The sequence below is a fragment of the Curtobacterium sp. YR515 genome (genome assembly GCF_900113095.1).
GTDB lineage: Bacteria > Actinomycetota > Actinomycetes > Actinomycetales > Microbacteriaceae > Curtobacterium.
Genome location: NZ_FOOD01000002.1, coordinates 75,773 through 99,175, shown reverse-complemented (window position 1 = coordinate 99,175; position 23,403 = coordinate 75,773). Strand labels below are relative to the sequence as shown.

Here is a 23,403-nt window from a genome sequence, read left to right as displayed (position 1 = left end):
GAGGCCCAGGACCCGTGACAGGACGTCTCGAACCCGTCTCCTGTCTCGATCGGAAACGATGACGAACGGATGGGGTTGCACGGTCGGCGATCACCCCCGCTGGCAGTGGTGACGAGACGCCGGAGACACCCTTGACGCAGACCGGTTCCGCCGCGGACGACCAGACGCCCGCGAACCCGACGAACACCGCGAACGCCACCGACGCCCCCCTCTCGCGCCGAGCAGCCCGCGCCGTCACCCCGGTGCGCGACGCTCCGCTCCCCGGCGGCCGTCGTGCCGCCCAGGCCGCGCGTACCGCCGCCTCCACCAAGGCGAGCTCGTCGGCCCGCAAGCGCCGCTTCCTCGCGCCGGTCGTCCTGACCGTGGCCGCGGGCATGTTCGGCACCGTCGCGGTCGCCCCGGCGTTCGCCGCGACGCAGCAGTCGACCGGGACGGACGCCGCGACCGCGCAGCGCCAGGTCCGCACGACCGAGGCCCAGAACTTCTCCGTCTCCGACGCGGTCGCCCTCGCCGGCACGAGCCGCGACGGCTACGGTGCGACGGCGCAGTCCACGCTCGACGCCGAGGCAGCGCAGAAGGCCGCCGACGCCGCGGCGAAGCAGGCGTCCGAGCAGGCCGCGGCCACCCAGGCCGCCCGCGCGCAGACCGCCTCGCAGTACGCGTCGTACACGGGTCCGAGCGCCTCCGACTACGTCGCCTCGTCGACCGCCGCGAACACCCCGTTCTCGCTGCCGGCCGTGGTCGCCACCGCCAAGCAGTACATCGGCACCCCGTACGTCTTCGGCGGCGCGGACCCGTCGGGCTTCGACTGCTCGGGCTACGTCATGTTCGTGTACGCGCAGTACGGCATCAACCTCGCGCACTCCGTGCCGCTGCAGGACCAGGCCGGCACCACGATCCCCGAGTCCGAGGCGCAGCCGGGTGACGTCGTCATCTTCAACAACGAGGCGCACGACGGCTTCTACATGGGCAACGGCATGATCATGGACGCGCCGAAGCCCGGCGGCTCCGTGTCGATCCGCCCGATCTGGACCAGCGACTACCACATCGTCCGCTTCGGCATCTGACTCCGCTTCGGCATCTGACCCGTACCGCGGGCATCGATCCCGTGAACATCGCCGGAACCGGCCCGTGCACTCTCGTGCCGGGCCGGTTTCTGACGTACCCTGACCGTGCACCGGCCCGAACGGTCCGAGCAGGGAGACCCCATGTCAGCGTTCCGCACGACCCGCACCATGGGTCGGCGCGCGCACGTCGACATATGGTCGACCACCGCCTGCGTGCACGAGCACGCCCCTGCATGACGTGAGCACTGCCCATCCGGGTGGTGCTCTTCGTGGTTCAGGGGCCGTTCGCGCGAGCGGAGGTCACCTGCGCGGTACCCCGGTCCGACGCACCCGCACAGCCTGGAAGCCGTCCAGGCACGTCGGAAGGGAACCCATGCGCACTCTCGTCCTCAACGCCGGTTACGAGCCCCTCGCGGTGATCTCGTTCCGTCGGGCCCTCGTGCTGGTCATGAACCAGAAGGCCGCCATCGTCGCCGCCGACCTCGACCACCCGGTCACGGGGTCGACGTCTTCCTACGACCGTCCGTCCGTCATCATCCTCACCCGGTACGTCCGCATCCCGCACTCGAGACTCGTGCCGGTGTCGCGCCGGGGCGTCCTCCGCCGCGACGCCAACCGGTGCGCGTACTGTGATCGGCACGCCACCACGATCGACCACGTGCAGCCTCGCTCGCGCGGGGGCGAGGACTCGTGGGAGAACCTCGTCGCCTGCTGCCTGGCGTGCAACAACGCCAAGGGCGACCGCACCCCGCAGGAGATGGGGTGGCGGCTCCGCTTCCGCCCGAAGGCGCCGCACGGCTCCTCGTGGGTGGTGCGGGGCATCGAGCGCCCGCAGTCCGAGTGGGACGAGTACCTGGTGGCCGCGTAGCGGTACCGCGCGGCTGACGCCGTGACGGACGGGAGGCGCGGGTCGGGCCCGACCCGCGCCTCCAGTCCGTCTCCGTGCCATGCTCGAGACATGGAGCACCAGGGAACTCCGTCACACCTCCGCGTCCGCCCCCGGGTCTGGATCGGCTTCGCGGTCTGGCTCGGCTACATGGTCGTCGTCTTCACCGTCCAACGACTCGGCGGGGTGCCGTACACCGACCTGAGCCGGAACGGACACGACCTCTTCTTCGGCGCGGGGCTCTCGCTCATCGTCGCGTCCGTCCTGTTGGCCGTCACGACCACGCTGCTCGGCTGGTGGCGGCCGGCCCTGTCCGACGAGCACCCGAGTCGACACCGGTGGCCGATCACCGTGCCGATCGCGTTGGCGCTCCTCGCCGTGCTCGGGCTGACCATCACCGACTGGGCGGCCTTCGACGGGCCGTTCCTCGCGGCGTCGATCGCACTGTTGCTGGTCGGGTTCACCGAGGAGCTCACGACCCGAGGCCTCCTGCTCACCGCCCTGCGCAGCCGGTTCGCCGAGCCGATGGTGTGGTTCCTCAGCACGGCGGCGTTCGCGGCGATGCACTCGCTCAACTTCTTCGCCGGGCAGGCCCTCGGCCCGACGCTCGCCCAGGTCGTCAACACGTTCCTGGTCGGCACCGCGTTCTACGTCCTCCGGCGGACGACCGGCAGCCTGGTCTGGTCGATGGTGCTGCACGCGCTGTGGGACTTCTCCGCCTTCTCGGCGCAGCACGGCGAGGTGTCGCCGATGACGAGCCTCGTCGGCGTCCTGGAGTGGGTGATCGGCGTCGCGGCGCTGGCCGTGGTGTGGGCGACGTTCCGGGGGAGCGACCGCAGCCGGCGGATCGCCGCCTGACACCGTGACGGACGGGAGGCGCGGGTTGGGCCCGCACCGCGCCTCCAGTCCGTCCCGGTGCCGGACCAGGACCGTGTCGGCCGTGGCGACCCGCTGTCGGTGGGCGGGCGTAGCGTGCCGCCATGACGGAGACCCCCGAGATCGACGACGCGACGATCGACGACCTGCGTGCGCGCCTGCGCGCGACCCGCTGGCCGGATGCGCCCGCCGGGACCGGGTGGTCGCTCGGCATCGACGTCGACGAGCTGCGCCCGCTCGTCGAGTACTGGGCAGACGGGTTCGACTTCGACGCGCACCGGGCGGCACTCGCCGCACTGCCGTCCCGCCGGGTCGAGGTGGACGGCGTCGGCATCCACGTGCTGCACGCCCGCGCGGCGACGCCGGGTGCGCTGCCCGTGCTGCTCGCGCACGGCTGGCCGGACTCCGGGTGGCGGTACCGCAAGGTGCTGCCGATGCTCGTCGACGCCGGGTTCGACGTGATCGTGCCGGACATGCCCGGCTACGGGTTCTCCGACGCCCCGCCGCAGCCGATCGACGCACGGGCCGTCGCCGGGATGTGGGCGACGCTGATGACCGACCTCGGGTACGAGCGGTTCGCGGTGTCCGGTGGGGACATCGGCACGCACGTCGTGCGGTACCTCGCGCTCGACCACCCCGAGCGGGTCGACGCCGTGCACCGGATCGACGGCGGGCTCGCCTGGCCCGGGCTCGACCCGTCGACGCTGTCCGAGGCGGAGCGTGCCTTCGTCGCCGAGACCGAGCGGTGGCGTACCGACGAAGGCGCCTACGCGATGATGCACCGGACCAAGCCGCAGACCGCGGCGGTCGGCCTGAACGACTCCCCGGCCGGGCTCGCGGCGTGGATCGTCGAGAAGCTCCGCTCGTGGAGCGACTGCGGCGGGGACCTCTGGTCGGTGTACACGCGGGACGAGGTCCTGGCGTTGCTCACCGAGTACTGGGCGACGGCGACGATCGGGTCGGCGATGCGGATGTACCACGTGAACGCTGCGGTTCCTGCAGCGCAGCTCGAGCGTCGGGTCGAGGTGCCGTCCGGGTTCTCGATCTTCCCGGGGGACCTCGTGCGGGCGCCGAAGGAGTGGCTCGAGCGGACGACGAATCTCGTGTACCACCACGAACTCGACCGGGGCGGGCACTTCGCGGCGTTCGAGCAGCCGGGGCTGTTCGTCGACGAGCTCCGGGCCTTCCTGGAGCCGTTCCGCCGCTAGAGTGGGTGGGCCAGCCTCTGTAGCTCAATGGAAGAGCAGTTCCGTCCTAAGGAAACGGTTGGGGGTTCGAGTCCCTCCAGGGGCACCAGCAGGTCGCAGGGGTTCGAGTCCCTGCAGCGCCGGCCAGGGGCACTTCTCGCGTCGATGTACCGGCTGGACTCCCCGTACGATTGACGTCGTGTCCAAGGTCCTGAGCAGTCTCCCCGTCGGCGAACGAGTCGGCATCGCGTTCTCCGGAGGTCTCGACACCTCCTGCGCGGTCGCCTGGATGCGCGAGAAGGGAGCGGTGCCCTGCACGTACACGGCCGACATCGGCCAGTACGACGAGCCGGACATCGACGCCGTCCCCGGTCGTGCCCACGAGTACGGTGCCGAGATCGCCCGACTCGTCGACGCGAAGAGCGCCCTCGTGGAAGAGGGCCTCGTCGCCCTGCAGACCGGTGCCTTCCACATCCGCTCCGGCGGCAAGACCTACTTCAACACGACGCCCCTCGGTCGCGCCGTGACGGGCACGATGCTCGTCCGCGCCATGAAGGAGGACGGCGTCGACATCTGGGGCGACGGCTCCACGTACAAGGGCAACGACATCGAGCGGTTCTACCGCTACGGCCTGATGGCGAACCCGCGGCTGCGCGTCTACAAGCCGTGGCTCGACTCCGAGTTCGTCGAGGAGCTCGGCGGCCGCAAGGAGATGAGCGAGTGGCTCGTCGCCCGGGGCTTCCCGTACCGCGACTCCACCGAGAAGGCCTACTCGACCGACGCGAACATCTGGGGTGCCACGCACGAGGCGAAGAGCCTCGAGGAGCTCTCGAGCGGCCTGGACATCGTCGAGCCGATCATGGGCGTCGCCGCCTGGCGTGACGACGTCGAGGTCGCCACCGAGGTCGTGAGCGTCCGCTTCGAGGCCGGTCGCCCCGTCGCGATCAACGGGGTCGAGTACGCCGACGCCGTGGCGCTCGTCTACGAGGCGAACGCGATCGGTGGCCGCCACGGCCTCGGCGCGTCCGACCAGATCGAGAACCGCATCATCGAGGCGAAGAGCCGCGGCATCTACGAGGCGCCGGGCATGGCACTGCTGCACATCGCCTACGAGCGCCTGCTCAACGCGATCCACAACGAGGACACCGTCGCGTCGTACCACACCGAGGGTCGCCGTCTCGGTCGCCTCATGTACGAGGGGCGCTGGCTCGACCCGCAGTCCCTCATGCTGCGTGAGTCGCTGCAGCGCTGGGTCGCCTCGGCCGTCACCGGCGAGGTCACCCTGCGCCTGCGTCGCGGCGACGACTACACGATCCTCGACACCACGGGCCCGGCGCTGTCGTACCACCCGGACAAGCTCTCGATGGAGCGTGTCGGCGACGCTGCGTTCGGCCCGGACGACCGCATCGGCCAGCTGACCATGCGCAACCTCGACATCGCCGACTCGCGGGCACGCCTCGAGCAGTACGCCGCCGCCGGGCTCATCGGCGGGGCGACGGGCGACCTCGTCGGCGAGCTCGAGTCGGGTGAGTCGGAGGAGATCCTCGGCGGCGCGGTCGTCACCTCGGATGCCGATGACGCGCTCGGTCGTGCGACGGACCTCGCATCCGAGGGTGCGGCGTTCGACTCCGGCACCGACTGACGCCGGTCTGCACCACGACGAAGGGGGCCTCCGCCACGTGCGGAGGCCCCCTTCTCTGCGACGTCACACGCGTCGATCGACACGTGGTTCGTCGGAGTGTGCGCGTGCATCGGATGCGCGTACATCGTTCGACATTCCGCCTGTCGATCGACTGGCGGAACGTGGAACACGCGGCGGAAAGCCCCCGCCCGCGTCAGCGCGCCTCGGCGGACTCCACGCGCTTCTGCCGCCACGGGCGCGCCGGCTTGTCGGGCCCGTCCCACACCTGCACGACGCCCCACGCGGCGGCGAGGAGCGGCACCGAGATGATCGCGCCGGTGATGCCCGCGAGCACCGTGCCGGCGGTCAGGCCGATCAGGATGACGAGGCCGTGCAGCTTGAGCGTCTTGCCCATCAGGACGGGCTGGAGCAGGTTGCCCTCGAGCTGGTTCACGAGGACGACGATGCCGACGACGATCAGCGCCTGGACGGGGCCGAGCGCGACGAGGGCGACGAGGGCGGCGAGGATGCCGGCCGCGGTCGCACCGACGATCGGGATGAACGCCGTGATGAACACGACGACGGCGAGGGGCAGCGCGAGCGGCACCCCGACGATCGTGATGCCGACGCCGATGCCGATGGCGTCCACCGCGGCGACGGTGGCGGTCCCGCGGACGTAGCCGCCGAGCGTCTGCACGACCCGGTCACCCACGCGCCGAGCACGGTCGTAGCGGGCACCGGTGAAGGGACGGAGGAGGAACTCCCAGATGGCCGGACCGTCCTTGAGGAAGAAGAACAGCACCACGATCATCAGCACGAGGCCGGTGAGGAAGTTCGCCGTGGCCGATGCCCCCGCGAGCGCGCCGGAACCGAACTGCGAGCTGGTGACGAAGTCCTGGATGCCCTTCACGGCATCGTCGATCTGCGACTGGTCGATCGAGATCGGCAGCGTCGACGCGAAGTCCTGGAGCTGGTCGAACCCGCTCAGGGCCGACTTCTGCAGGTCGGGCCACTGCGAGATGACGGCCACGACGATGAGCCAGCCGACGAGGCCGAGCACGACGAGCACGCCGATCAGGACGGCGAGGGTCGCGAGGACGGACGGCACCCGGTGCCGCCGCAGCCAGGACACGACGGGGTGCATGGCCGACGCGATGATGAGGGCGAGCAGCACCGGGATCGTGACGACGCTGAGCGTGGCGGCGGCGTAGACGATGCCGATCACGACGACGAGCACGACGATGATCTGCAGGCAGCGGGTGGCCAGAGCGCCGAACGAGTCGGACCACTGCTTCGCCACCTGGCTCGGCGGTGCGTCGGGGTGCGGGGGCTGCGGGGTGCCGAACAGGGGCATGGGGCTCCTCGGGGTACGGGTGTGCCCGCCCACCGTACCGGGGCGACGGCGATCCGGCCGGGGCGGCGTCGGTCACGGCTCGGCGTCGTCCGAGATCCGATGAGGACGTGGCGGCGGGCGCCCGGTGCGCGTTCCGGACGGTTCTCGTGCCGACGGTCGCGCGACAGTACGCTGGGGGACATCGGACCGACTCAGGGTTCCGTCGCCTTTGATGCTCCTCGCGGTCTGCGGGGTCTGGCGCAACGGGACGGTCCGATCGGATCCGGAGTGCGCATCACTCCGACGAAGGGCTGGTCGACGTGACCGCCACTGTCCACGTGTTCTCGCACCCCGCCGAACTGTTCGTCGGTTCACCTCGCACCCCCCTCGGCCCGCTGGCCGTGTCCGTCGTCGAGCTGGTGCTCGCGTGACCCCCCGCCGCCAGGAGGACTGGCACCGCCACGGCATGCGCTCGCCCGAGGACATCGCCGGCCTGCTCGCCGCGCGCCTCGGCGGCGCGGACGAGACGCTCCGCGCGGTCGGCCCGACGTGGGACGAGCCGTCCTACGCGGACTTCCTCGGCGAACAGCTCTGAACCGACCGCCGACGAGCCGGCCGGCCAGCGACGAGCTGTCGCGGCCACCTGACGGACGGGAGGCGCGGTGCCAGCCGGCACCGCGCCTCCCGTCCGTCGTGGCGTCCCGTCAGACCGCCGCCGCCTCCTCGAGCGCGGCGTCCGCCCGCTCCGGCGAGCCCTCGGCGAGGCCGCGGGCGATCCGCCCGCGCGACGCGAGCCAGAGCACCAGCGCCGCGACGAACACGAGCACCTCGGTCACGGTCAGTGCCCAGATGATCCCGGCGAGCCCGAACCACAGGTTCCCGACGATCACGATCGGGATGAACAGCACGCCCTGCGCCATCGACAGCACCATGGCCGGCAGCACCATCCCGGTGGCCTGGAACAGCGAGGTCAGCAGCCCGGTGAACCCGTTCACGATCGTGGCGACGAGCTGCGCCGTGAGGATGGTCAGGCCGATCGCGAGCACCGAGTGGTCGCCGGAGAAGACCGTGAAGACCTGCTCGCGGAAGACGAACACCGTGCCGGAGAACAGCAGGACGATCGTCCCGACGGTGAACGCGGCACCGCGGAGTGCGGCTCGGAGCCGAACGGCATCGCCCTTGCCGAAGGCGTAGGCGAGCAGCGGCAGCACGCCGATGGTCACGCCCATCACGAGGAACTCCGGGACCTGGGCGATGCGGACGGCGACGCCCATCGCCGCGAGCGGGTCGTCTCCGTAGGCGGCCGCGAGGTTGTTCAGCACGAGGGTCGTCACGATGAGGAACCCGGACTGCAGCAGTTCGCTCGAGCCGATACCGAACACCGGCTTGAGGATGTCCGCCCGCAGCGTGAACCACTTCGGTGCGAAGCTCACGTTCGCGCTGTTCCGCTGGAGCCAGACGATCCAGTAGCCGATTGCCACGACGTTGCCGAGGCCGACGGCGAGTGCGGCACCGGCGACGCCCCAGTGCAGCACGAGGATGAAGAGCACGTCGAACACGAGGTTCCCGACGGTCGACAGGACGAGCCCGACCATGGCCTGCCGTGCCGCCCCCTCGGACCGGACGATCTGCTCCAGGGCGAACGACGCGGCGAGCACCGGCACGAACGCGAGCATGACCGAGACGTACGCGCTCGTGGCGGGCACCGCGGCGGCGTCTGCTCCGAGCACGGCGACGAGCGGGTGCAGGAACACCAGGCCGAGCAGGGCGAGGACCACACCGGTGACGACGGCTCCCCAGAGGGCGAAGGAGGCGACGCGCTTGATGTCCTCGGCCTTGGCGGGATCGTGTTCCGAGGCCCCGAGCATGCGCGACATGAGGGCACTGCCACCGACGCCGAACACGCCGCCGACGGCCATGATGATGCCGAGGAGCGGGGTGCCGAACGTGATCGCGGCGAGCAGCGAGGTGTCGTGCTGCGATCCGATGAAGCCGGCGTTGATGACGTTGTAGACGGCGCTGACGACCATCGCGGCGGCCATCGGGACGCACAGGTGGACGAGCGCGCGGCCGATCGGTGCGGCGGACAGGTACCAGCGGTTCTTCGCCGCGGCGGTGTCGGGTGCTGTGGTACTCATGGCTGCCTCCTTCTGGGCAGGGCGGAGCGCGCGCCGACCGTCGGTCGGCGCCGCAGGGCATGACTGATGACGCGATCGGCGGGTGCCGACGCGTGGGGGGTGGGTCGCGCCTCCTGGACGGGCCTGGAGGCGCGGGTCAGGTCACCGGGTGGGTTCCGGCAGTTCCGCGGTCACCTTGTGCAGGAGCTCCTGCAGGGTGGCGCGCTCGTGGGCGTCGAGCGGCGCGAGCAGGACGTCGTCGAGAGCGATCATGGCGTCCTCGAAGCCGGCGATGAGAGCGATCCCCTCGTCGGTGGCGAAGACCCGCTTCGTCCGGGCGTTCTCGGCGTCCGCCCGGCGTTCGACGAGCCCGCGGCGCTCGAGTCCCTGCAGGAGACTCGAGACGCTGGCCGCACTCGTCCGGGTGATGTCGGCGATGTCGCGCTGGATCGCGCCGGGCGTGTGCTGCAGGTACCCGAGCACGAAGCTCTGCTCCTGGGTGAGGTCGCGTTCGCGGACCCATTCCTCGGCCGCCTTGCGCTGCGCCCACCCGATCCAGCGCATCTGCTGGAGAGGCGTGTCGAACCGGGGTGCCTGCTGCGTCATGATCAGAACGCTAACCGTTCGATCTCTAACTGTCAACACTCGAACTGATCCGCTCACGGCGTGCCCCGAACGGGGGTATCGCCACGACGGGGGACCCCCCTTGTAGATTGCACAGGAAACGCGGTCTCACCAACCGCTCATCCTCAGCTCGACGACGCAGCCGAGCCCACCCGGGGGGATCAGGACATGGCACGAGGACGAACGATGCGCGCACGATCGATGCGCCCGTCCGTGGACGCTGCCTGCACCGCTCCCCGCCTCGCCGGGGGTGATCACCCCGGATAGCCGCGCCCGCGCGCAGCACGACGCGCACACGTGACTCCGGGCCGCCCCACCAGCGCGCCCGTCGGATCTCCCGCCCCACCAGCGGGGGATGGATCAGCAGGCGGACGACCTCCGCCTGGAGGAAGAGGCACCATGCCACGCACTGCAACACGCTTCGCGCTCCGCGCGGGCGCCACGGCCACCGTCGCGGCCGTGATCATCGGGGGAGCAGCCCTCCCCGCACACGCCGCTGCGACCGACGCGACCCAGGCCGAGGGTCGTCTGCTCTCCGGCAGCGGCTCCGTCGACCTCGACAGCGTCGCGGCGCTCGCCGGGTCCTTCGGCGCGACCGCTCCCGGCGGGGCGACCGCCGGGCAGTCCGACCCGCTCGACCTCTCGGTGCTGAACAGCATCGGGATCAACGTCCCCGGGGGCATCCAGCTGCTCGGCCAGAACGGTCTCGTGAACGTCGGCGTCGCCGGCCAGGTCGCGAGCACGGACACCACCTCGGCGGTCGCGGCCGCCGGAGCCGTCGGCGCGGACGGCGCGATCCAGGTCGGTCCGGGCACCCCCGGCACCGGCGCCACCGTGAACCTCACCCCGCTGCTCGGCGACCTCGACGTCGACGGCGTCGTGAGCGAGCTCTCGGTCGGGCTCGGCGCCCTGTCCGCCCGGGCCGAGGCGACGCGGACGTTCGGGGCTCCGGACGTCACCACCGACTACCAGGTCGCCGGCGCACAGGTCCGGCTCGTCAGCCCCGCCGTCCAGCAGCTCGTGACGTCGCTGGACACGACGCTCGGCACCACCGACGACACCGTGAACGCGGCGATCGGCGAGGACGGTCTCACCACCGACCTCACCGCGGCGCTGCTCGACCCGGTGACCGACGCCGTGAACACCCTCGGGCTCGGGGTCCTGACGCTCGACGACACCACCGCCCAGCTCACCGCCGACGTGGACCTGCAGGGTGCGCTCGCCACCGTGACGCAGCAGCCGCTCACCGACGGCCCGGTCACGATCGACCTGTCCTCGGGCGTGGTCACGATCGACCTCGCGCAGCTCTACACGCTGAACGACCTGCCGGCGAACACCACGCTGCTCGACGACGCGACGATCAACGCGCAGATCACCGGCGCGATCTCGGACATCCTGACCGAGCAGCTGCCGGCACTCCTCACCACGACGCTCACGAACGCCCTGGACGTCGCCGACGTGCAGCTCGTCGTGGACACCGGCGTCGACCTGCTCGGAGCCGGCGTGGCGGGGCTGACCCTCACGGTCGACACCACCGTCGGGGACCTGCTCGGCACCGGTGACGGCGCCACGCTCACGGTCACCGGCGACGGGATCCTCGGCCCGGTGCTCGGCACGCTCGACCCGCTGCTGCAGCCGCTGCTCGGCTCGACCATCGTCCCGGCGCTGACCGGCATCCTCGGTGACGTGCTCGGCGGGGACTTCGTGGCGGACACCGTGCAGACCCTGCTCACCACCATCACGTCGACCGTCACGGCGCTCGACCCGCTGCTCGACGTCGTGAACCAGCTCGTCTCCGTCACGATCAACTCGCAGACCGCCCCGGCGTTCACCGAGCCGGCCGCCGACGACACCGGGGCCACCACGGTCCGGGCCGTCCGCGTGCAGCTCCTGCCGGCGGCGGACCTGGCGACCGTCGACCTCGCGACGGCGACCGTGCAGGCGGACCCGTTCGCGGGCATCGCCATCACCTCGCCCGAGGACGGGACCGACTACACGGTCCCGGCGGACGACGACACCACCTCGGTGCCGGTCACGGGCACCGCGGAGCCGGGCGCCGACGTCGACGTCACGCTCGACGGTGACGACGAGGGCACGCAGTCGACCGTCGCGGGCGAGGACGGCACGTGGACGGTCACGTTCCCCGGGGTCGCCGTCGGTGACCACGAGGCCGAGGCGGTCGAGACGATCGGCACCCTCGTGAGCGACCCCGCCGCGGTGACCTTCGCGGTCGCAGCAGCACCGGTCGACCCGACCGACCCGGGGACGCCGGGTACGCCGGGTACGCCCGGTACGCCGGGGACCCCCGGAGGCGCAGGCGGCCCCGGCGGCGCAGGCGGCGCGGGCGGTGCCGGTGCCGGTGCGGTCGGCAACGGCGCGGGTGCCGGGAGCCTCGCCTACACCGGTGCCGAGCTCCTGCCGCTGCTGCTCCTCGCCGGGCTGCTCCTCGCGGCCGGCGGCGGCACGCTCGTCGCGCGGCGCATGCGTCGAGCCTGACCCGGACGGGCGCCGGCGGGTACCGGCGCCCGTCTCCCGGGACCGCGGCGCGTTCGGGTCGCCGCGGTCCCGCCGGTGCGGTGGTGGTTCGGGCCACCACCGCACCGGCACCCCTCGTCCCGCCGCCGGCCCCTCCCGGCCGGCCGACTCGATCCACCGCTTCCGACCGATTCCGACCGATTCCGACCGCTTCCGACCGATTCCGACCGCGACGTGAGGACCACCGTGCACGACCACGACACCCACCCGCTCGACCGCCACGTCGGGCCCCCGCACGTGGAACGCTTCGTCCTCACCCGGGCGCAGGAGACCATCGGCGTCGTCTGCACCTGCGCGATCGGGGCCGACCACGACAACACCATCCGTCCGGTCGGCGCGGATCGCGTCCACTGAACCCTGTGCACGCGGCGGATGCAGCGGGATACTGGGGTGGTGCGTGAACTCCAAGCCGCCATCGCAGCGGACCTCAACGTCCAGCCGACCATCGACCCGGAGCAGGAGATCGCCCGTCGCGTCGGGTTCCTCCGGGACTACCTGCTCACCACCGGTGCCAAGGGCTACCTGCTCGCGATCAGCGGCGGCCAGGACTCGACGCTCGCCGGGCGCCTGACCCAGCTCGCCGTCGAGTCGCTCCGCGCCGAGGGGCACCCCGCCGAGTTCACCACCGTCCGCATGCCGTACCGCGTGCAGGCCGACGAGGACGACGCCCAGCTCGCGCTGCAGTTCATCGCGGCCGACCCGGGCATCACCGTCAACATCGAGCACGGAGTCGACGGGGTCATGCAGGACACCGCGGCCTCGGGGGTGGAGCTGAGCGACTTCGTGAAGGGCAACGTCAAGGCCCGGATGCGGATGGTCGCGCAGTACGCCGTCGCCGGGCAGCGGGGGCTCCTCGTCGTCGGGACCGACCACGCGGCCGAGGCCGTGACCGGCTTCTTCACGAAGTACGGCGACGGCGGTGTCGACCTCACCCCGCTCACCGGGCTGTCGAAGAGCCAGGGCCGGCAGCTGCTCGAGCACCTCGGCGCCCCGGCCCGCCTGTACGAGAAGGCCCCCACCGCCGACCTGCTCGACGAGACGCCCGGCCAGACGGACGAGGCGAACCTCGGGCTGTCGTACGCCGAGATCGACGCGTACCTGCAGGGCCACGACGTCCCGATCGAGGTCGCCGAGGCGATCGAGTCGCGCTACCGGGCGACGGAGCACAAGCGCCAGGTCCCGGCGACGCCCTTCGACGACTGGTGGCGTGCGGGCGCGTAGGCGCTGACGCGACCCCGTCCAGGAGGCGCGGTGCGGGTCCGTCCCGCACCGCGCCTCCTGTCTGTCCGTGCGTTCTCCTACGATGGGAGCCAACGGAACAACAGATGCGGAATCCAGGCTGCGGCCTGTTCCACGAGGGGGAGTCATGGAAGTCCTGTTCGCGCTCGGAGCCGTCCCGCTGATCGTCGTGGGGGTCGTCGTCCTGGCGGTCATCGTGCTGATCTACGCGAAGCTCGTCTACCGCAACGCCGGCGCCGACGAAGCGCTCATCATCACCGGCAAGCGCTCCCGCAAGGTGAAGAACCCCGACGGCACCGAGACGGTCGAGTCCGGGATCAAGGTCGTCCTCGGCGCCGGTGTCCTGGTCCGGCCGTTCTTCGAGCGCGTCGCCAAGATCTCGCTGAGCTCGCGCGCGATCGACATCAACGTGAACGCGCAGGACTCCCGCGGCGTGACCATCGACGTCGAGGCCGTGGCGCTCGTCAAGGTGGGCGAGGCGGACGCGTCGATCCGGGCCGCCGCGCAGCGGTTCCTCGGCCAGGAGAAGAAGATCGACGACTTCGCGCGCGAGGTCCTGTCGGGTTCGCTCCGTGCTTCGATCGGTGCGACCGACGTGTCGACCATCATCCGCAACCGCGACCAGCTCACCGTCGCCGTGCTCGACGTCGCGAAGGACGCCCTGCACAGCCAGGGACTCGACGTCGACTCGTTCGAGATCAAGGGCATCTCGGACCGCAACGACTACATCAGCGACCTCGGACGTGCCGAGCGCGCGCGGGTCCGGCTCGAGGCCGAGAACGCCGAGGCCCAGGCCGACCGCGAAGCGCGTGAGGCCCGTGCCACGGCCGACCAGGCCATCGCCGAGGCGGAGAACACCCTCGCGATCCGTCGGGCCGCCCTGCAGCTCGACGCCGACCGTGCCTCCGCCGAAGCCGCCGCCGCTGGCCCGCTCGCCCAGGCCCGCGCGGCGCAGGGCGTCGTCGAGCAGGAGCAGCTGACCGCGCAGAAGCGTGCCGAACTCCGCCGTGCCGAGCTCGAGTCCGAGGTCTCCGCGGTGGCCGAGGCGCAGGCGCGCAAGACCCGCGTCGAGGCCGAGGCGGCCGCCGCTGCCCAGGTCGAGACCGCCCGTGCCCAGGCAGAGGCCCGACGCATCTCGGCCGAGGCGATCGCCGCCGAGGCCCAGGCCGAGTCCGAGGCGCGCAAGCTCGCGGCGGACGCCTCCCGCGCCGAGGGTGAAGCCGCCGCCGACGCGATCCGCGCCAAGGGCCAGGCCGAGGCCGACGCCACGAAGGCGCAGGCGGACGCACTCGCCCAGCACTCCGAGGCCGTCCTCCGGGTGAAGGCGATCGAGACGCTGCCGAGCATCGCCCGCGAGCTCGCGGCGCCGATGGGCAACATCGACAAGCTGACCGTCGTGTCCTCCGATGGCGCTGGAGCACTCTCGAAGAGCGTGGTCAGTCAGTTCAGCGAGGTCGACGCCTTGCTCGGGACGACGGCCGGCTTCACGCTGAGCGACATCGTCAAGAGCACCACGACGGGGCAGGCCGCAGCCCGCGCCGTCGTGCGTGAGCAGGAGTCCGCGGCGGCCGAGTAGCCGATCCGTCGTCCGGTGCGGGCGCGGCGGGGGTCAGTCCTCGTCGCGCCCGTCGTCGTCGCGGCGGTCGCGCTGCTGGCCGCCGGCGTCCTCGCGCTCACCGGAACCGTCGTGTCCGTCCCGGCGCTGGTCCGCCAGGCGCTGCTGCCAGACGACGCTGCGGGCGGCTCCCTCGAGGATGTCGTCGACGCTCCGGCCGGTCTGCGCGGCGAGGGCACCGCTGAGACCCGCGGTGAGCGTGCCCCCGGCCGACGCCAGTCGTTCGACCACCTGCTCCTGCCGCTCGGTCAACGGTTCGTCGATCATCTCGTCGATGGTGTCGCGGATGTTCTGTTCGCTCGCGTCCAGGGCCGCCTCGTCGCCCGAGTGCAGCGCTGCTGCCTCGCCGACGACGACGAGTCCGAGCCGCGCAGCATCGTCTTCCGGACGCTGGCCTTCGTGCTCGTCAGTCATGTGCGGGACGGTACGCTCGACCGGATCACGCTTCCTGGACAGCGGGGTACGCGGGCTCTCCCCCCGGCGGCAGTCCTCCCCACCGTCGCAGCAGCCACTCGGCGGCCGCCAGCCCCTCGCGTCGCTGGAAGTCCCGGAGCGTCGGCATGTGCGGGATCGCCGGGCGGGACGCCTTCTCGAAGAACGTCCCGGCGAGCCCGGCGAGGACCGCGTCCACGCTCGACGCCGGCACCCCCGCGAACACCCGGTGGGTGGCGAGGTGGAGCTCGACGTCGGTGTCCTCGCCGCGCACCAGCACGTCGAGCAGGTAGGTGAGCGGGTCGAGCCAGTGCGCGCCGACGGCCGCCCAGGGCCAGTCGATGACCCAGACGACACCGTCCGCGTCGACGAGCAGGTTGTCGGCGCGGCAGTCGACGTGCGCCAGGGAACCTCCGTCGACGGCCGCCGCGGCGCCGCGTGCCGCCCGCGCCATCGCGGGGGCAGCGGCGACCACGTGCGCCGGGACGACGTCGGGGAAGCCTGAGGCGGCCATCCGGTCCCAGGCGCCGAAGTCCTCGACGAGGTCGTCCGCGACGCGAGGGAGCTGTGCGAGCGTCCCGGTGGCGGTCGGCAGCGTGTCGAGTGCGTCGAGCACGGCGGTGACGTCGGACCCGTCGCCCGCCGCGCCGGGGTGGTGTCCGTCCACGTCCTCGATGACGAGGGCGATCCAGTCGTCCCCGTCGACGGTCCCGCGCACGGTGTCGACCAGCCGAGGCGCCTGCACGGAACCGGGCAGGTGGCCCATGACCTCGGCCTCACGCTCGTGCATCCCGAAGCCGTCCGGGTTCCGCGACCGCGAGAGCGTCTTCACGAACGCTCGTCGACCGTCCGCGGTGACCACCCGGTCGGCGCCACCGGGGGAGTACCCACCCGCCTGTGACTCGGCTCGCGCCACCGCGCCCCCGAGCACCGTCTCGATGCGCTCCCGCAGGACTGCCGGCACATCGGTCCACGTCGTCCGCCCCATGCGGCCCACGGTACCTGAGGAGGCGTTCACAAACATGCACAATGGGAAAGATTGCGTATGTAGCAAAGGTGCTCATGGTGTAAAGTTGCAGCGTCTGCAAGGTTGACCCGCCGTCATCGGCCCGCCACGACGCCCCGGCGTCCCTCGCGACCACGACCACCACACGCACCCCTGAAGGACCCCCATGTCTACTGCCACCGCACCCGTCGAGGTGTCGCGCGGACGACAGAGCTCCCCGGCCGGCCAGCCGGGGAAGCCGATCATGTCGCACCGCCAGATCCTCCTCGTCATCTACGGCCTCATGGCCGGCATGTTCCTCTCGTCGCTCGACCAGACGATCGTCGGCACGGCCATCCGCACCATCGGCGACGACCTGCACGGTCTCGACCAGCAGGCCTGGGTCACCACGGCATACCTGATCGCGTCGACGATCACCACGCCGATCTACGGCAAGCTCTCCGACGTCTTCGGCCGTCGTCCCCTCTACATCTTCGGCATCGCGGTCTTCATCATCGGCTCGCTGCTCTCGACCATGTCGACGTCGATGATCATGCTCGCCGCGTTCCGTGCCTTCCAGGGCATCGGTGCCGGTGCGCTGATGTCCCTGCCGCTCGCGATCATGGGCGACATCCTCGCTCCCCGCGAGCGCGCGAAGTACCAGGGGTACTTCCTGGCCGTCTTCGGCATCTCCTCGGTCATCGGTCCGCTCATCGGCGGGCTCTTCTCCGGCGCGTCGACCATCCTCGGCGTCACCGGCTGGCGCTGGGTCTTCCTGATCAACGTCCCGATCGGCATCGCGGCGCTCCTCATGGTCATCGCGTTCCTGCACCTGCCGAAGTTCGGCGACGCCAAGGCGAAGCCGCGGATCGACTGGTGGGGCGCGACCTCGGTCATCGTGACCCTCGTCCCGCTCCTGCTCGTGGCCGAACAGGGCCGCACCTGGGGCTGGGGCTCGGCCGCCGCGATCGCCTGCTACGTGATCGGTGCCCTCGGCCTGGTCGCCTTCCTCGTCATCGAGACGCTCATGAAGGACGACGCGATCATCCCGCTGAAGCTCTTCCGCTCGGGCGTCTTCTCGATGGCCACGATCCTCGGCTTCCTCGTGGGCTTCGCGATGTTCGGCGCCATGCTGACCATCCCGCTGTACCTGCAGATCGTCACGGGGCTCACCCCGACCGAGTCCGGCTTCGCGACCCTGCCGATGATCGGTGGGCTCATGATCGCCTCGATCGCCTCCGGCCAGATCGTCGCCCGCACCGGCAAGTACCGGATCTTCCCGGTGATCGGCACCGCGCTCGTCTCGCTCGGCTACGTCGTCCTGACGTTCATGACCATCGACAAGCCGCTCTGGTTCCTGATGATCGGCATGTTCCTCATCGGGCTCGGCCTCGGCCAGCTCATGCAGAGCATCACCCTCGCCTCGCAGAACTCCGTGCAGCCGCGTGACATGGGTGTGGCGACCAGTTCGGCGACGTTCTTCCGCCAGATCGGCGGAACGCTCGGCACCGCGGTGCTCCTGAGCGTCCTGTTCTCGATCATGCCGGCGAACATCCTGCACGCGACGGCCGACCAGAAGAACCTGACCGGTGCACTCGACGCGGCGCTCAACCCGACGGTCGCCAGTGCCAAGGCGAACCAGGGCGTCATGGACCAGATCTGGAACCCGATCGTCACCCCGATCAAGCAGCAGGTCCAGTCCGGACTCGACCAGGCCACCGCGCAGGTGACCCAGGCCACGGCCGGCGCTCCCGAGGCCGTGCAGCAGCAGGCGCTCGCCGCCGCTGCCGACAAGGCCCACGCGTCCGTGCAGGACGGCAAGCTCGTCGTCGACTGGTCCGACTCGGCCCAGCGCACGTACTGGGTGGACGACCTCGCCCCGGCGCTGTCGAAGCAGATCGACAAGGGCACGAGCGACAAGGGCGCGTCGAGCAGCGAGACGAGCGACACGTCCTACCTGAACGGTGCGGACGCCGCGCTCACCAGGCCCTTCATGACCGGGTTCAACTCGTCGGCCGTCACGGTCTACTGGGTCGGCTTCGCGGTCATCCTGCTCGCCTTCGTCCTGAGCTGGTTCTTCAAGGCGCCGCCGCTCCGCAAGAGCTCGGCCCTGCAGGAGCAGGCAGACAACGAGGGCACGGCTGACGACCTCGAGGTCCAGGCGGTCAAGGCCGCCGACACCATGGGCTCGCCGACCGCTCCCGTCACCGGTTCGATCCCCGTCCAGCGGGGCGCGTCGGACCGCTAGGTCGCACGGGGCCTCCCGCCACCGCGGGAGGCCCCGTCGTCCGTCCGAGGAGCCACCACGTGACCACCACCGAAGCCCCCGCCCCCGGCGACAGCGGCCTGCGGGAGCGCAAGAAGCAGCAGACCCGGGCCGCCATCCACCGGTCCGCGCTCGAGCTCGTCACCGATCGCGGGCTCGCCGGCGTCACGGTCGAGGAGATCTGCGCCGCCGCCGGCGTCTCGCCCCGCACGTTCTTCAACTACTTCCCGTCCAAGGGCAACGCCGCCCTCGGCCTCCCCGCGACCACCGTCCCGGACCCCGCCCGCGCGACCTTCCTCGCCGGTGCGGGCATGCTCGTGTCCGACCTCTGCGACCTCGTCGCGCAGACCGTGACCCTGCCCGAGGACCGCCGCCGGATGAAATCACTCGTGCAGGCGCGGCCCGAGATGGTCCCGACGATGCTGCAGTGGATGGCCGAGGCCCGGTCGGCGATCGTCGAGGTCGCCGCCGAACGCACCGACGCCGAGGCGGCACGGACCGCCGTCACGCTCGTCATGGCTGCCGTCATCGAGGTCGCGCACCGGTTCTCGGTCGCGTCCCGCGACGAGCTGGCGGACCGGCTCCGCGGCGTGGTCGCGGAGATGGGGCGGCTCGCCGCCGTCTGAGCAGCGCGACCACGTCCAGGAGGCGCGGTGCGGGTCCGACCCGCACCGCGCCTCCTGTCTGTGACCGGCCACTGTCATCGCATCCAGTTTTTCAACATGTCAGATACCGCATATTTGGGTGTCCGACTACGAAAGGCTCCGGATGCACATCCCTCGAACCCTCTCCACCTGCATGACGGGCGCGCTCGGCGTCATGCTGCTCGCCGGCATCGTCAGCGTGCCGACGACCGCGACGGCTGCCACGAGCAGCGCGGTCGCGCCGGTCCGTGACGCTGTCGTCACGATCGAGAGCGACCCGTACTTCGCTCCGGGCAGTCAGGTGCACCTGTCGGGGACGGGCCCGTCGAACGAATGGGTCGAGGTCGACGGCCTCCCGACGGACCAGGACGGCGCTCCGACACAGGTCCCGATCGACCACCGAGGCGTCTGGACCACCTCGATCCCGAGTGACGGGGCGTCGAGCTACCGCATCACCGCGACGCCGGTGCACCTCGAGTCGAACCGGTTCACACCGATCGGTGCCGCGATCGCACAGACACTGACGGCCGATGCCAGCTACTCCATCGTCGAACGCGAGCTCAGCGTGACCGACGGCCTCGAGGTGCGCCGCGGCTCGACGGCCGTCCTGTCCGGAGTCGCGAATGCGTTCACGCCGGTCCAGGTCGAGTTCGAGAGCGGGGTCGTGCGGACCCAGGCCGACCATGCAGGACGCTGGTCTGCAGAGAGCCGGAGCGCCGTGACCTCCGACCAGCCGGTTCGTGTCCTGGCGAACACGGACGCCGACCGAGACTTCTCGGCGATCGTCCAGGTCGAACTCGTGGTCCTCGACGAGGACGGCGCTCCCGATCCAGGCGACGGTGAGGAAGTCGACCCGCCCGAGTCCGTGCCGGTCGAGGTCACCTCGGACCTGACGTACCTGCGGGGGGAGCGTCTCCGGATCACGGGGACCGCGACGCCCGGAGCCGAGATCGAGGTCATCGCCTCCGACTCCGTCACCAGCTCGTCCCTCGGCGGGACGGTGACGGCGTCGCCCGAGACCGGGGCGTTCGAGTTCGTCTCCGACCGCAACGTCGCGATGCCCAACGGGCTGCCCGTGCTGGACGTGACCGTCCGACAGGGCGATGACGAGACCGATCTCGCGTTCCACTCCCTCCAGCAGGGCGTCGCCTTCCGATCGACCCAGGTCACCTCGGACACGACCTACGACGAGGGCGCTGAGACGGTCGTCTCCGGCACGACGTCGCCGCACTCGCTGCTGTCGGTGCGGGTCGCCGACCTCGGCCGCGCGGAGCTCGTGCGGGCGGACGCTGACGGTGCCTTCACGTTCACCACCACGAAGCTCGCCGGGCCCGAGCAGACCGTGCGCATCGAGCAGCTCTTCGAGGCCGGCGAGACGACCGAGCACGTGTTCACCCGTCGCGACGACGCCCCGGCGATCACGGTCGCGACGGAGACGTTCGTCAAGGGGCAGAAGCAGCGCATCGAGGGCACCGCCGCGCCGAAGGCGAGGGTGAACGTCTACTCGGGGTCGAAGTACCTGATGAACGTCGTGGCGGGTGAGGACGGGAAGTGGTCGTACACGACCGGTGCCGTCATCACCACCGACACGTTCACCCGGACGCTCAAGTCCGACGGTGCGAAGGACGTGACGTTCACGTTGACGGCTGTCGAGCAGGAGCAGGCGGCGCCGATCACGGTGGCGACGACGTCGTTCGTGAAGGGGCAGAAACAGCTGATCGAGGGCACGGCCGCGCCGAAGGCGAAGGTGAACGTCTACTCGGGGTCGAAGTACCTGATGCACGTGATCGCCGGCGCTGACGGGAAGTGGTCGTACACGACTGGTGGGGTCATCACCACCGACACGTTCACCCGGACGCTCAAGTCGGAGGGGGCGAAGGACGTCACGTTCACGCTGACGGCTGTCGAGCAGGAGCAGACGGCGCCGATCACGGTGTCGACGACGACCTTCGCCAAGGGGCAGAAGCAACTGATCGAGGGCACGGCCGCGCCGAAGGCCCGCGTCGATGTCTACTCGGGGTCGAAGTACCTGATGCACGTGATCGCCGGCGCTGACGGGAAGTGGTCGTACACGACGGGTGGGGTCATCAACACCGACACGTTCACCCGGACCCTCAAGTCCGCGGGTACGGACGACGTCACCTTCACCCTGACCGCGAAGTGAGCAAGAACATGGAACAGCAGAAGTCCTCCACGACGACGGGCCGACGCTGCGCCGGTGGTGCGATCGCCGTCGCGGTCCTCGCCGGCCTCGTGGCCCTCCCCGCCACCCCGGCAACGGCCGCCGAGCCGTCGACGTCCGCCTCGCAGGCCGCCGAGCGCGCAACGCAGACCGACCGCGCCACCATCGAGAGCGACCTCCGGTACCTGCCGGGCCGGCCCATCGGCATCGCCGGCACCGGACCCGCGAACGAATGGGTCAAGATCACCGGACTCCCGAAGAAGGACGGCACAACAGGGACCTCCGCCACGCTCGTCCGCCCGGACGGCGTCTGGTCGACGACGGGCGGGGCGGTTGCCGCGACCGCTCCCAGGTACGACGTCACCGTGACGCCGATGCGCCTCGGCGAGAAAGACCTCGAGCCGTCCGGACCGACGGTGTCGGCCACGCTCACCGCCGACCCCGAGTTCACGACCACTGAACGGGACTTCACGGTCACCGACGGGCTGAACGGAACGCCCGGAGAACGCGCCGTCCTCTCCGGCACCGCGAATGCCTTCTCGCCGGTGCTACTTCGCTTCGAGCGTGGTGTGGTCGGCGCGACCGCGGACCACCGGGGCATGTGGTCGGCGCGGAGCAATCACGTGCTCACGCGCGCCGAACAGGTCACGATCACCGGGAACTCGAATGCGGACGGCACTGGCGGCACCCCGCTCAAGGTCGAGGTCACCGTCGACGGCGGTGGTGAGGACCCGGTACCGATCACGGCACCGGTCGTCGTCACGTCGGACCTGACGTTCCTCAACGGGACGCCGCTCCGGATCTCGGGCACGGCGTCGCCCGGTGCGCGGATCGAGGTGTCCGCAACGGATGCGTTCGATGGCGACGGCCTCAGCGGATCGGTGGTCGCTTCGCCCACCACCGGCGAGTTCGAGTACGTCTCAGGGCGGAAGATCGGCACGGAGTCCCTGAGCTCGAGGCTCGACGTCACGATCCGCCAGGGAGACGAGGAGACGCACCATGAGCTCCGTTCCCTGCAGGAGGGCGTCGCCTTCCGGCCGGTCGCGATCACGTCGGAGCAGACCTTCGTCCGCGGGATGCCGACCCGGATCACCGGTGTGGCGTCACCGTACGCGCTCCTCTCGGTGTGGTTCGGCAGGTTCGGCGCCGCCGATCTCGTCCGGGCGGATGCCGAGGGGCGGTGGGAGATCACCACGTCGAAGCTCTACCTGGACAACGAGACGGTGAGCGTCACCCAGCACTTCGAGGATGGCGGGACCGTGGAGTTCCCCTTCACCCGCACCGACAAGGTCGCACCGATCACCGTGGCGACCAAGACGTTCGTCACGGGCCAGAAGCAGCTGATCGAGGGCACGGCCAAGCCCAACGCACGAGTGGACGTCTACTCGGGGTCGAACTACCTCATGCACGTCATCGCTGGGTCCGACGGCAAGTGGTCCTACACGACCGGTGGGGTCATCAACGTCGACACGTTCACGCGGACGCTCAAGTCGCTCGGCGCGGACGACGTGACGTTCACGCTGCACGCTGCGCCGTCCCAGACTCCGCCGATCACGGTCGCGACGACGTCGTTCGTCAAGGGCCAGAAGCAGCTGATCGAGGGCACCGCCGCGCCCAGGGCGACGGTCAACGTCTACTCCGGCTCGAAGTACCTCATGAACGTCACGGCCGGCGCCGACGGCAAGTGGTCGTACACGACCGGTGGGGTCATCAACACCGACACCTTCACCCGCACCCTCAAGTCCGCCGGGACTGGGGACCGCACCTTCACCCTCACCAAGGAAGCAGACTGAA

19 protein-coding genes and 1 tRNA gene are annotated in these 23,403 nt (G+C 70.8%); 15 read left to right on the top strand and 5 right to left on the bottom strand.

Annotated features, from left to right (window positions below; translation table 11 throughout):
- The first annotated feature begins 131 nt into the window (after window positions 1–131).
- From BM028_RS18840 to argG, 6 genes are all read left to right on the top strand, one after another.
- Window positions 132–1,067, top strand: coding sequence for a C40 family peptidase (locus BM028_RS18840; RefSeq protein WP_071294899.1), 936 nt, complete (start codon window positions 132–134; stop codon window positions 1,065–1,067).
- 373 nt (window positions 1,068–1,440) lie between these two features.
- Window positions 1,441–1,935: an HNH endonuclease gene (locus tag BM028_RS05180; RefSeq protein ID WP_092385107.1), complete on the top strand. Its 495-nt coding sequence runs from the start codon at window positions 1,441–1,443 to the stop codon at window positions 1,933–1,935.
- 90 nt (window positions 1,936–2,025) lie between these two features.
- On the top strand, window positions 2,026–2,811 hold the full coding sequence (locus BM028_RS05175; RefSeq protein ID WP_092385105.1) for a CPBP family intramembrane glutamic endopeptidase: 786 nt from the start codon (window positions 2,026–2,028) through the stop codon (window positions 2,809–2,811).
- A 122-nt stretch (window positions 2,812–2,933) separates the two neighbouring features.
- Window positions 2,934–4,037 (top strand): epoxide hydrolase family protein, encoded by a 1,104-nt coding sequence (locus BM028_RS05170; RefSeq protein WP_092385103.1) that lies wholly within the window; start codon window positions 2,934–2,936, stop codon window positions 4,035–4,037.
- Between the two features lie 13 nt (window positions 4,038–4,050).
- Window positions 4,051–4,125: transfer RNA gene (locus tag BM028_RS05165), tRNA-Arg, on the top strand.
- Between the two features lie 90 nt (window positions 4,126–4,215).
- Window positions 4,216–5,658, top strand: coding sequence for an argininosuccinate synthase (argG, locus tag BM028_RS05160; RefSeq protein WP_070417830.1), 1,443 nt, complete (start codon window positions 4,216–4,218; stop codon window positions 5,656–5,658).
- Window positions 5,659–5,851: 193 nt separating this feature from the next.
- On the opposite strand, the gene BM028_RS05155 is transcribed toward argG, so the two are convergent.
- A complete protein-coding gene (locus BM028_RS05155) occupies window positions 5,852–6,991 on the bottom strand; it encodes an AI-2E family transporter (RefSeq protein WP_092385101.1) in 1,140 nt (379 codons plus the stop codon).
- Between the two features lie 406 nt (window positions 6,992–7,397).
- On the opposite strand from BM028_RS05155, the gene BM028_RS18455 reads away from it, so the two are divergent.
- Window positions 7,398–7,565: a hypothetical protein gene (locus tag BM028_RS18455; protein ID WP_175496003.1), complete on the top strand. Its 168-nt coding sequence runs from the start codon at window positions 7,398–7,400 to the stop codon at window positions 7,563–7,565.
- A gap of 109 nt (window positions 7,566–7,674) precedes the next feature.
- Here BM028_RS18455 and BM028_RS05150 read toward each other — a convergent pair whose 3' ends face one another.
- Together BM028_RS05150 and BM028_RS05145 are read right to left on the bottom strand one after the other, a co-directional pair.
- Entirely contained in the window at window positions 7,675–9,108 is a 1,434-nt protein-coding gene (locus tag BM028_RS05150) for an MATE family efflux transporter (RefSeq protein ID WP_092385099.1), read from the bottom strand.
- Window positions 9,109–9,249: 141 nt separating this feature from the next.
- Window positions 9,250–9,693, bottom strand: coding sequence for a MarR family winged helix-turn-helix transcriptional regulator (locus BM028_RS05145; protein ID WP_070417833.1), 444 nt, complete (start codon window positions 9,691–9,693; stop codon window positions 9,250–9,252).
- A 417-nt stretch (window positions 9,694–10,110) separates the two neighbouring features.
- Between BM028_RS05145 and BM028_RS05140 the strand changes: the two genes are divergently transcribed.
- The 4 genes from BM028_RS05140 to BM028_RS05125 all read left to right on the top strand — a co-directional run bounded on the left by BM028_RS05140 (window position 10,111) and on the right by BM028_RS05125 (window position 15,061).
- A complete protein-coding gene (locus BM028_RS05140; protein WP_092385097.1) occupies window positions 10,111–12,207 on the top strand; it encodes a choice-of-anchor G family protein in 2,097 nt (698 codons plus the stop codon).
- Between the two features lie 213 nt (window positions 12,208–12,420).
- Window positions 12,421–12,600, top strand: coding sequence for a hypothetical protein (locus BM028_RS05135; protein ID WP_070417835.1), 180 nt, complete (start codon window positions 12,421–12,423; stop codon window positions 12,598–12,600).
- Between the two features lie 39 nt (window positions 12,601–12,639).
- A complete protein-coding gene (gene nadE, locus BM028_RS05130) occupies window positions 12,640–13,467 on the top strand; it encodes an ammonia-dependent NAD(+) synthetase (RefSeq protein ID WP_092385774.1) in 828 nt (275 codons plus the stop codon).
- Between the two features lie 145 nt (window positions 13,468–13,612).
- Window positions 13,613–15,061 carry an SPFH domain-containing protein gene (locus tag BM028_RS05125; protein ID WP_070417837.1) on the top strand — a complete coding sequence of 483 codons (1,449 nt, stop codon included), beginning with the start codon at window positions 13,613–13,615 and terminating at the stop codon, window positions 15,059–15,061.
- Window positions 15,062–15,094: 33 nt separating this feature from the next.
- Here the strand turns inward: BM028_RS05125 and BM028_RS05120 are convergent, their stop codons facing one another.
- Together BM028_RS05120 and BM028_RS05115 are read right to left on the bottom strand one after the other, a co-directional pair.
- Window positions 15,095–15,514, bottom strand: coding sequence for a hypothetical protein (locus BM028_RS05120; RefSeq protein ID WP_092385095.1), 420 nt, complete (start codon window positions 15,512–15,514; stop codon window positions 15,095–15,097).
- Window positions 15,515–15,539: 25 nt separating this feature from the next.
- A complete protein-coding gene (locus BM028_RS05115) occupies window positions 15,540–16,520 on the bottom strand; it encodes a phosphotransferase (RefSeq protein WP_092385093.1) in 981 nt (326 codons plus the stop codon).
- Between the two features lie 184 nt (window positions 16,521–16,704).
- On the opposite strand from BM028_RS05115, the gene BM028_RS05110 reads away from it, so the two are divergent.
- From BM028_RS05110 to BM028_RS05095, 4 genes are all read left to right on the top strand, one after another.
- Complete coding sequence (locus BM028_RS05110) at window positions 16,705–18,765, top strand: MDR family MFS transporter (protein ID WP_092385091.1); 2,061 nt, start codon at window positions 16,705–16,707, stop codon at window positions 18,763–18,765.
- Between the two features lie 59 nt (window positions 18,766–18,824).
- On the top strand, window positions 18,825–19,409 hold the full coding sequence (locus BM028_RS05105; RefSeq protein WP_092385089.1) for a TetR/AcrR family transcriptional regulator: 585 nt from the start codon (window positions 18,825–18,827) through the stop codon (window positions 19,407–19,409).
- A gap of 142 nt (window positions 19,410–19,551) precedes the next feature.
- Entirely contained in the window at window positions 19,552–21,591 is a 2,040-nt protein-coding gene (locus BM028_RS05100; protein WP_139219751.1) for a hypothetical protein, read from the top strand.
- Window positions 21,588–23,402 (top strand): hypothetical protein, encoded by a 1,815-nt coding sequence (locus BM028_RS05095; protein ID WP_092385085.1) that lies wholly within the window; start codon window positions 21,588–21,590, stop codon window positions 23,400–23,402. Before BM028_RS05100 ends, BM028_RS05095 begins: the two co-directional genes overlap by 4 nt.
- The last annotated feature ends 1 nt before the right edge of the window (window position 23,403 follow it).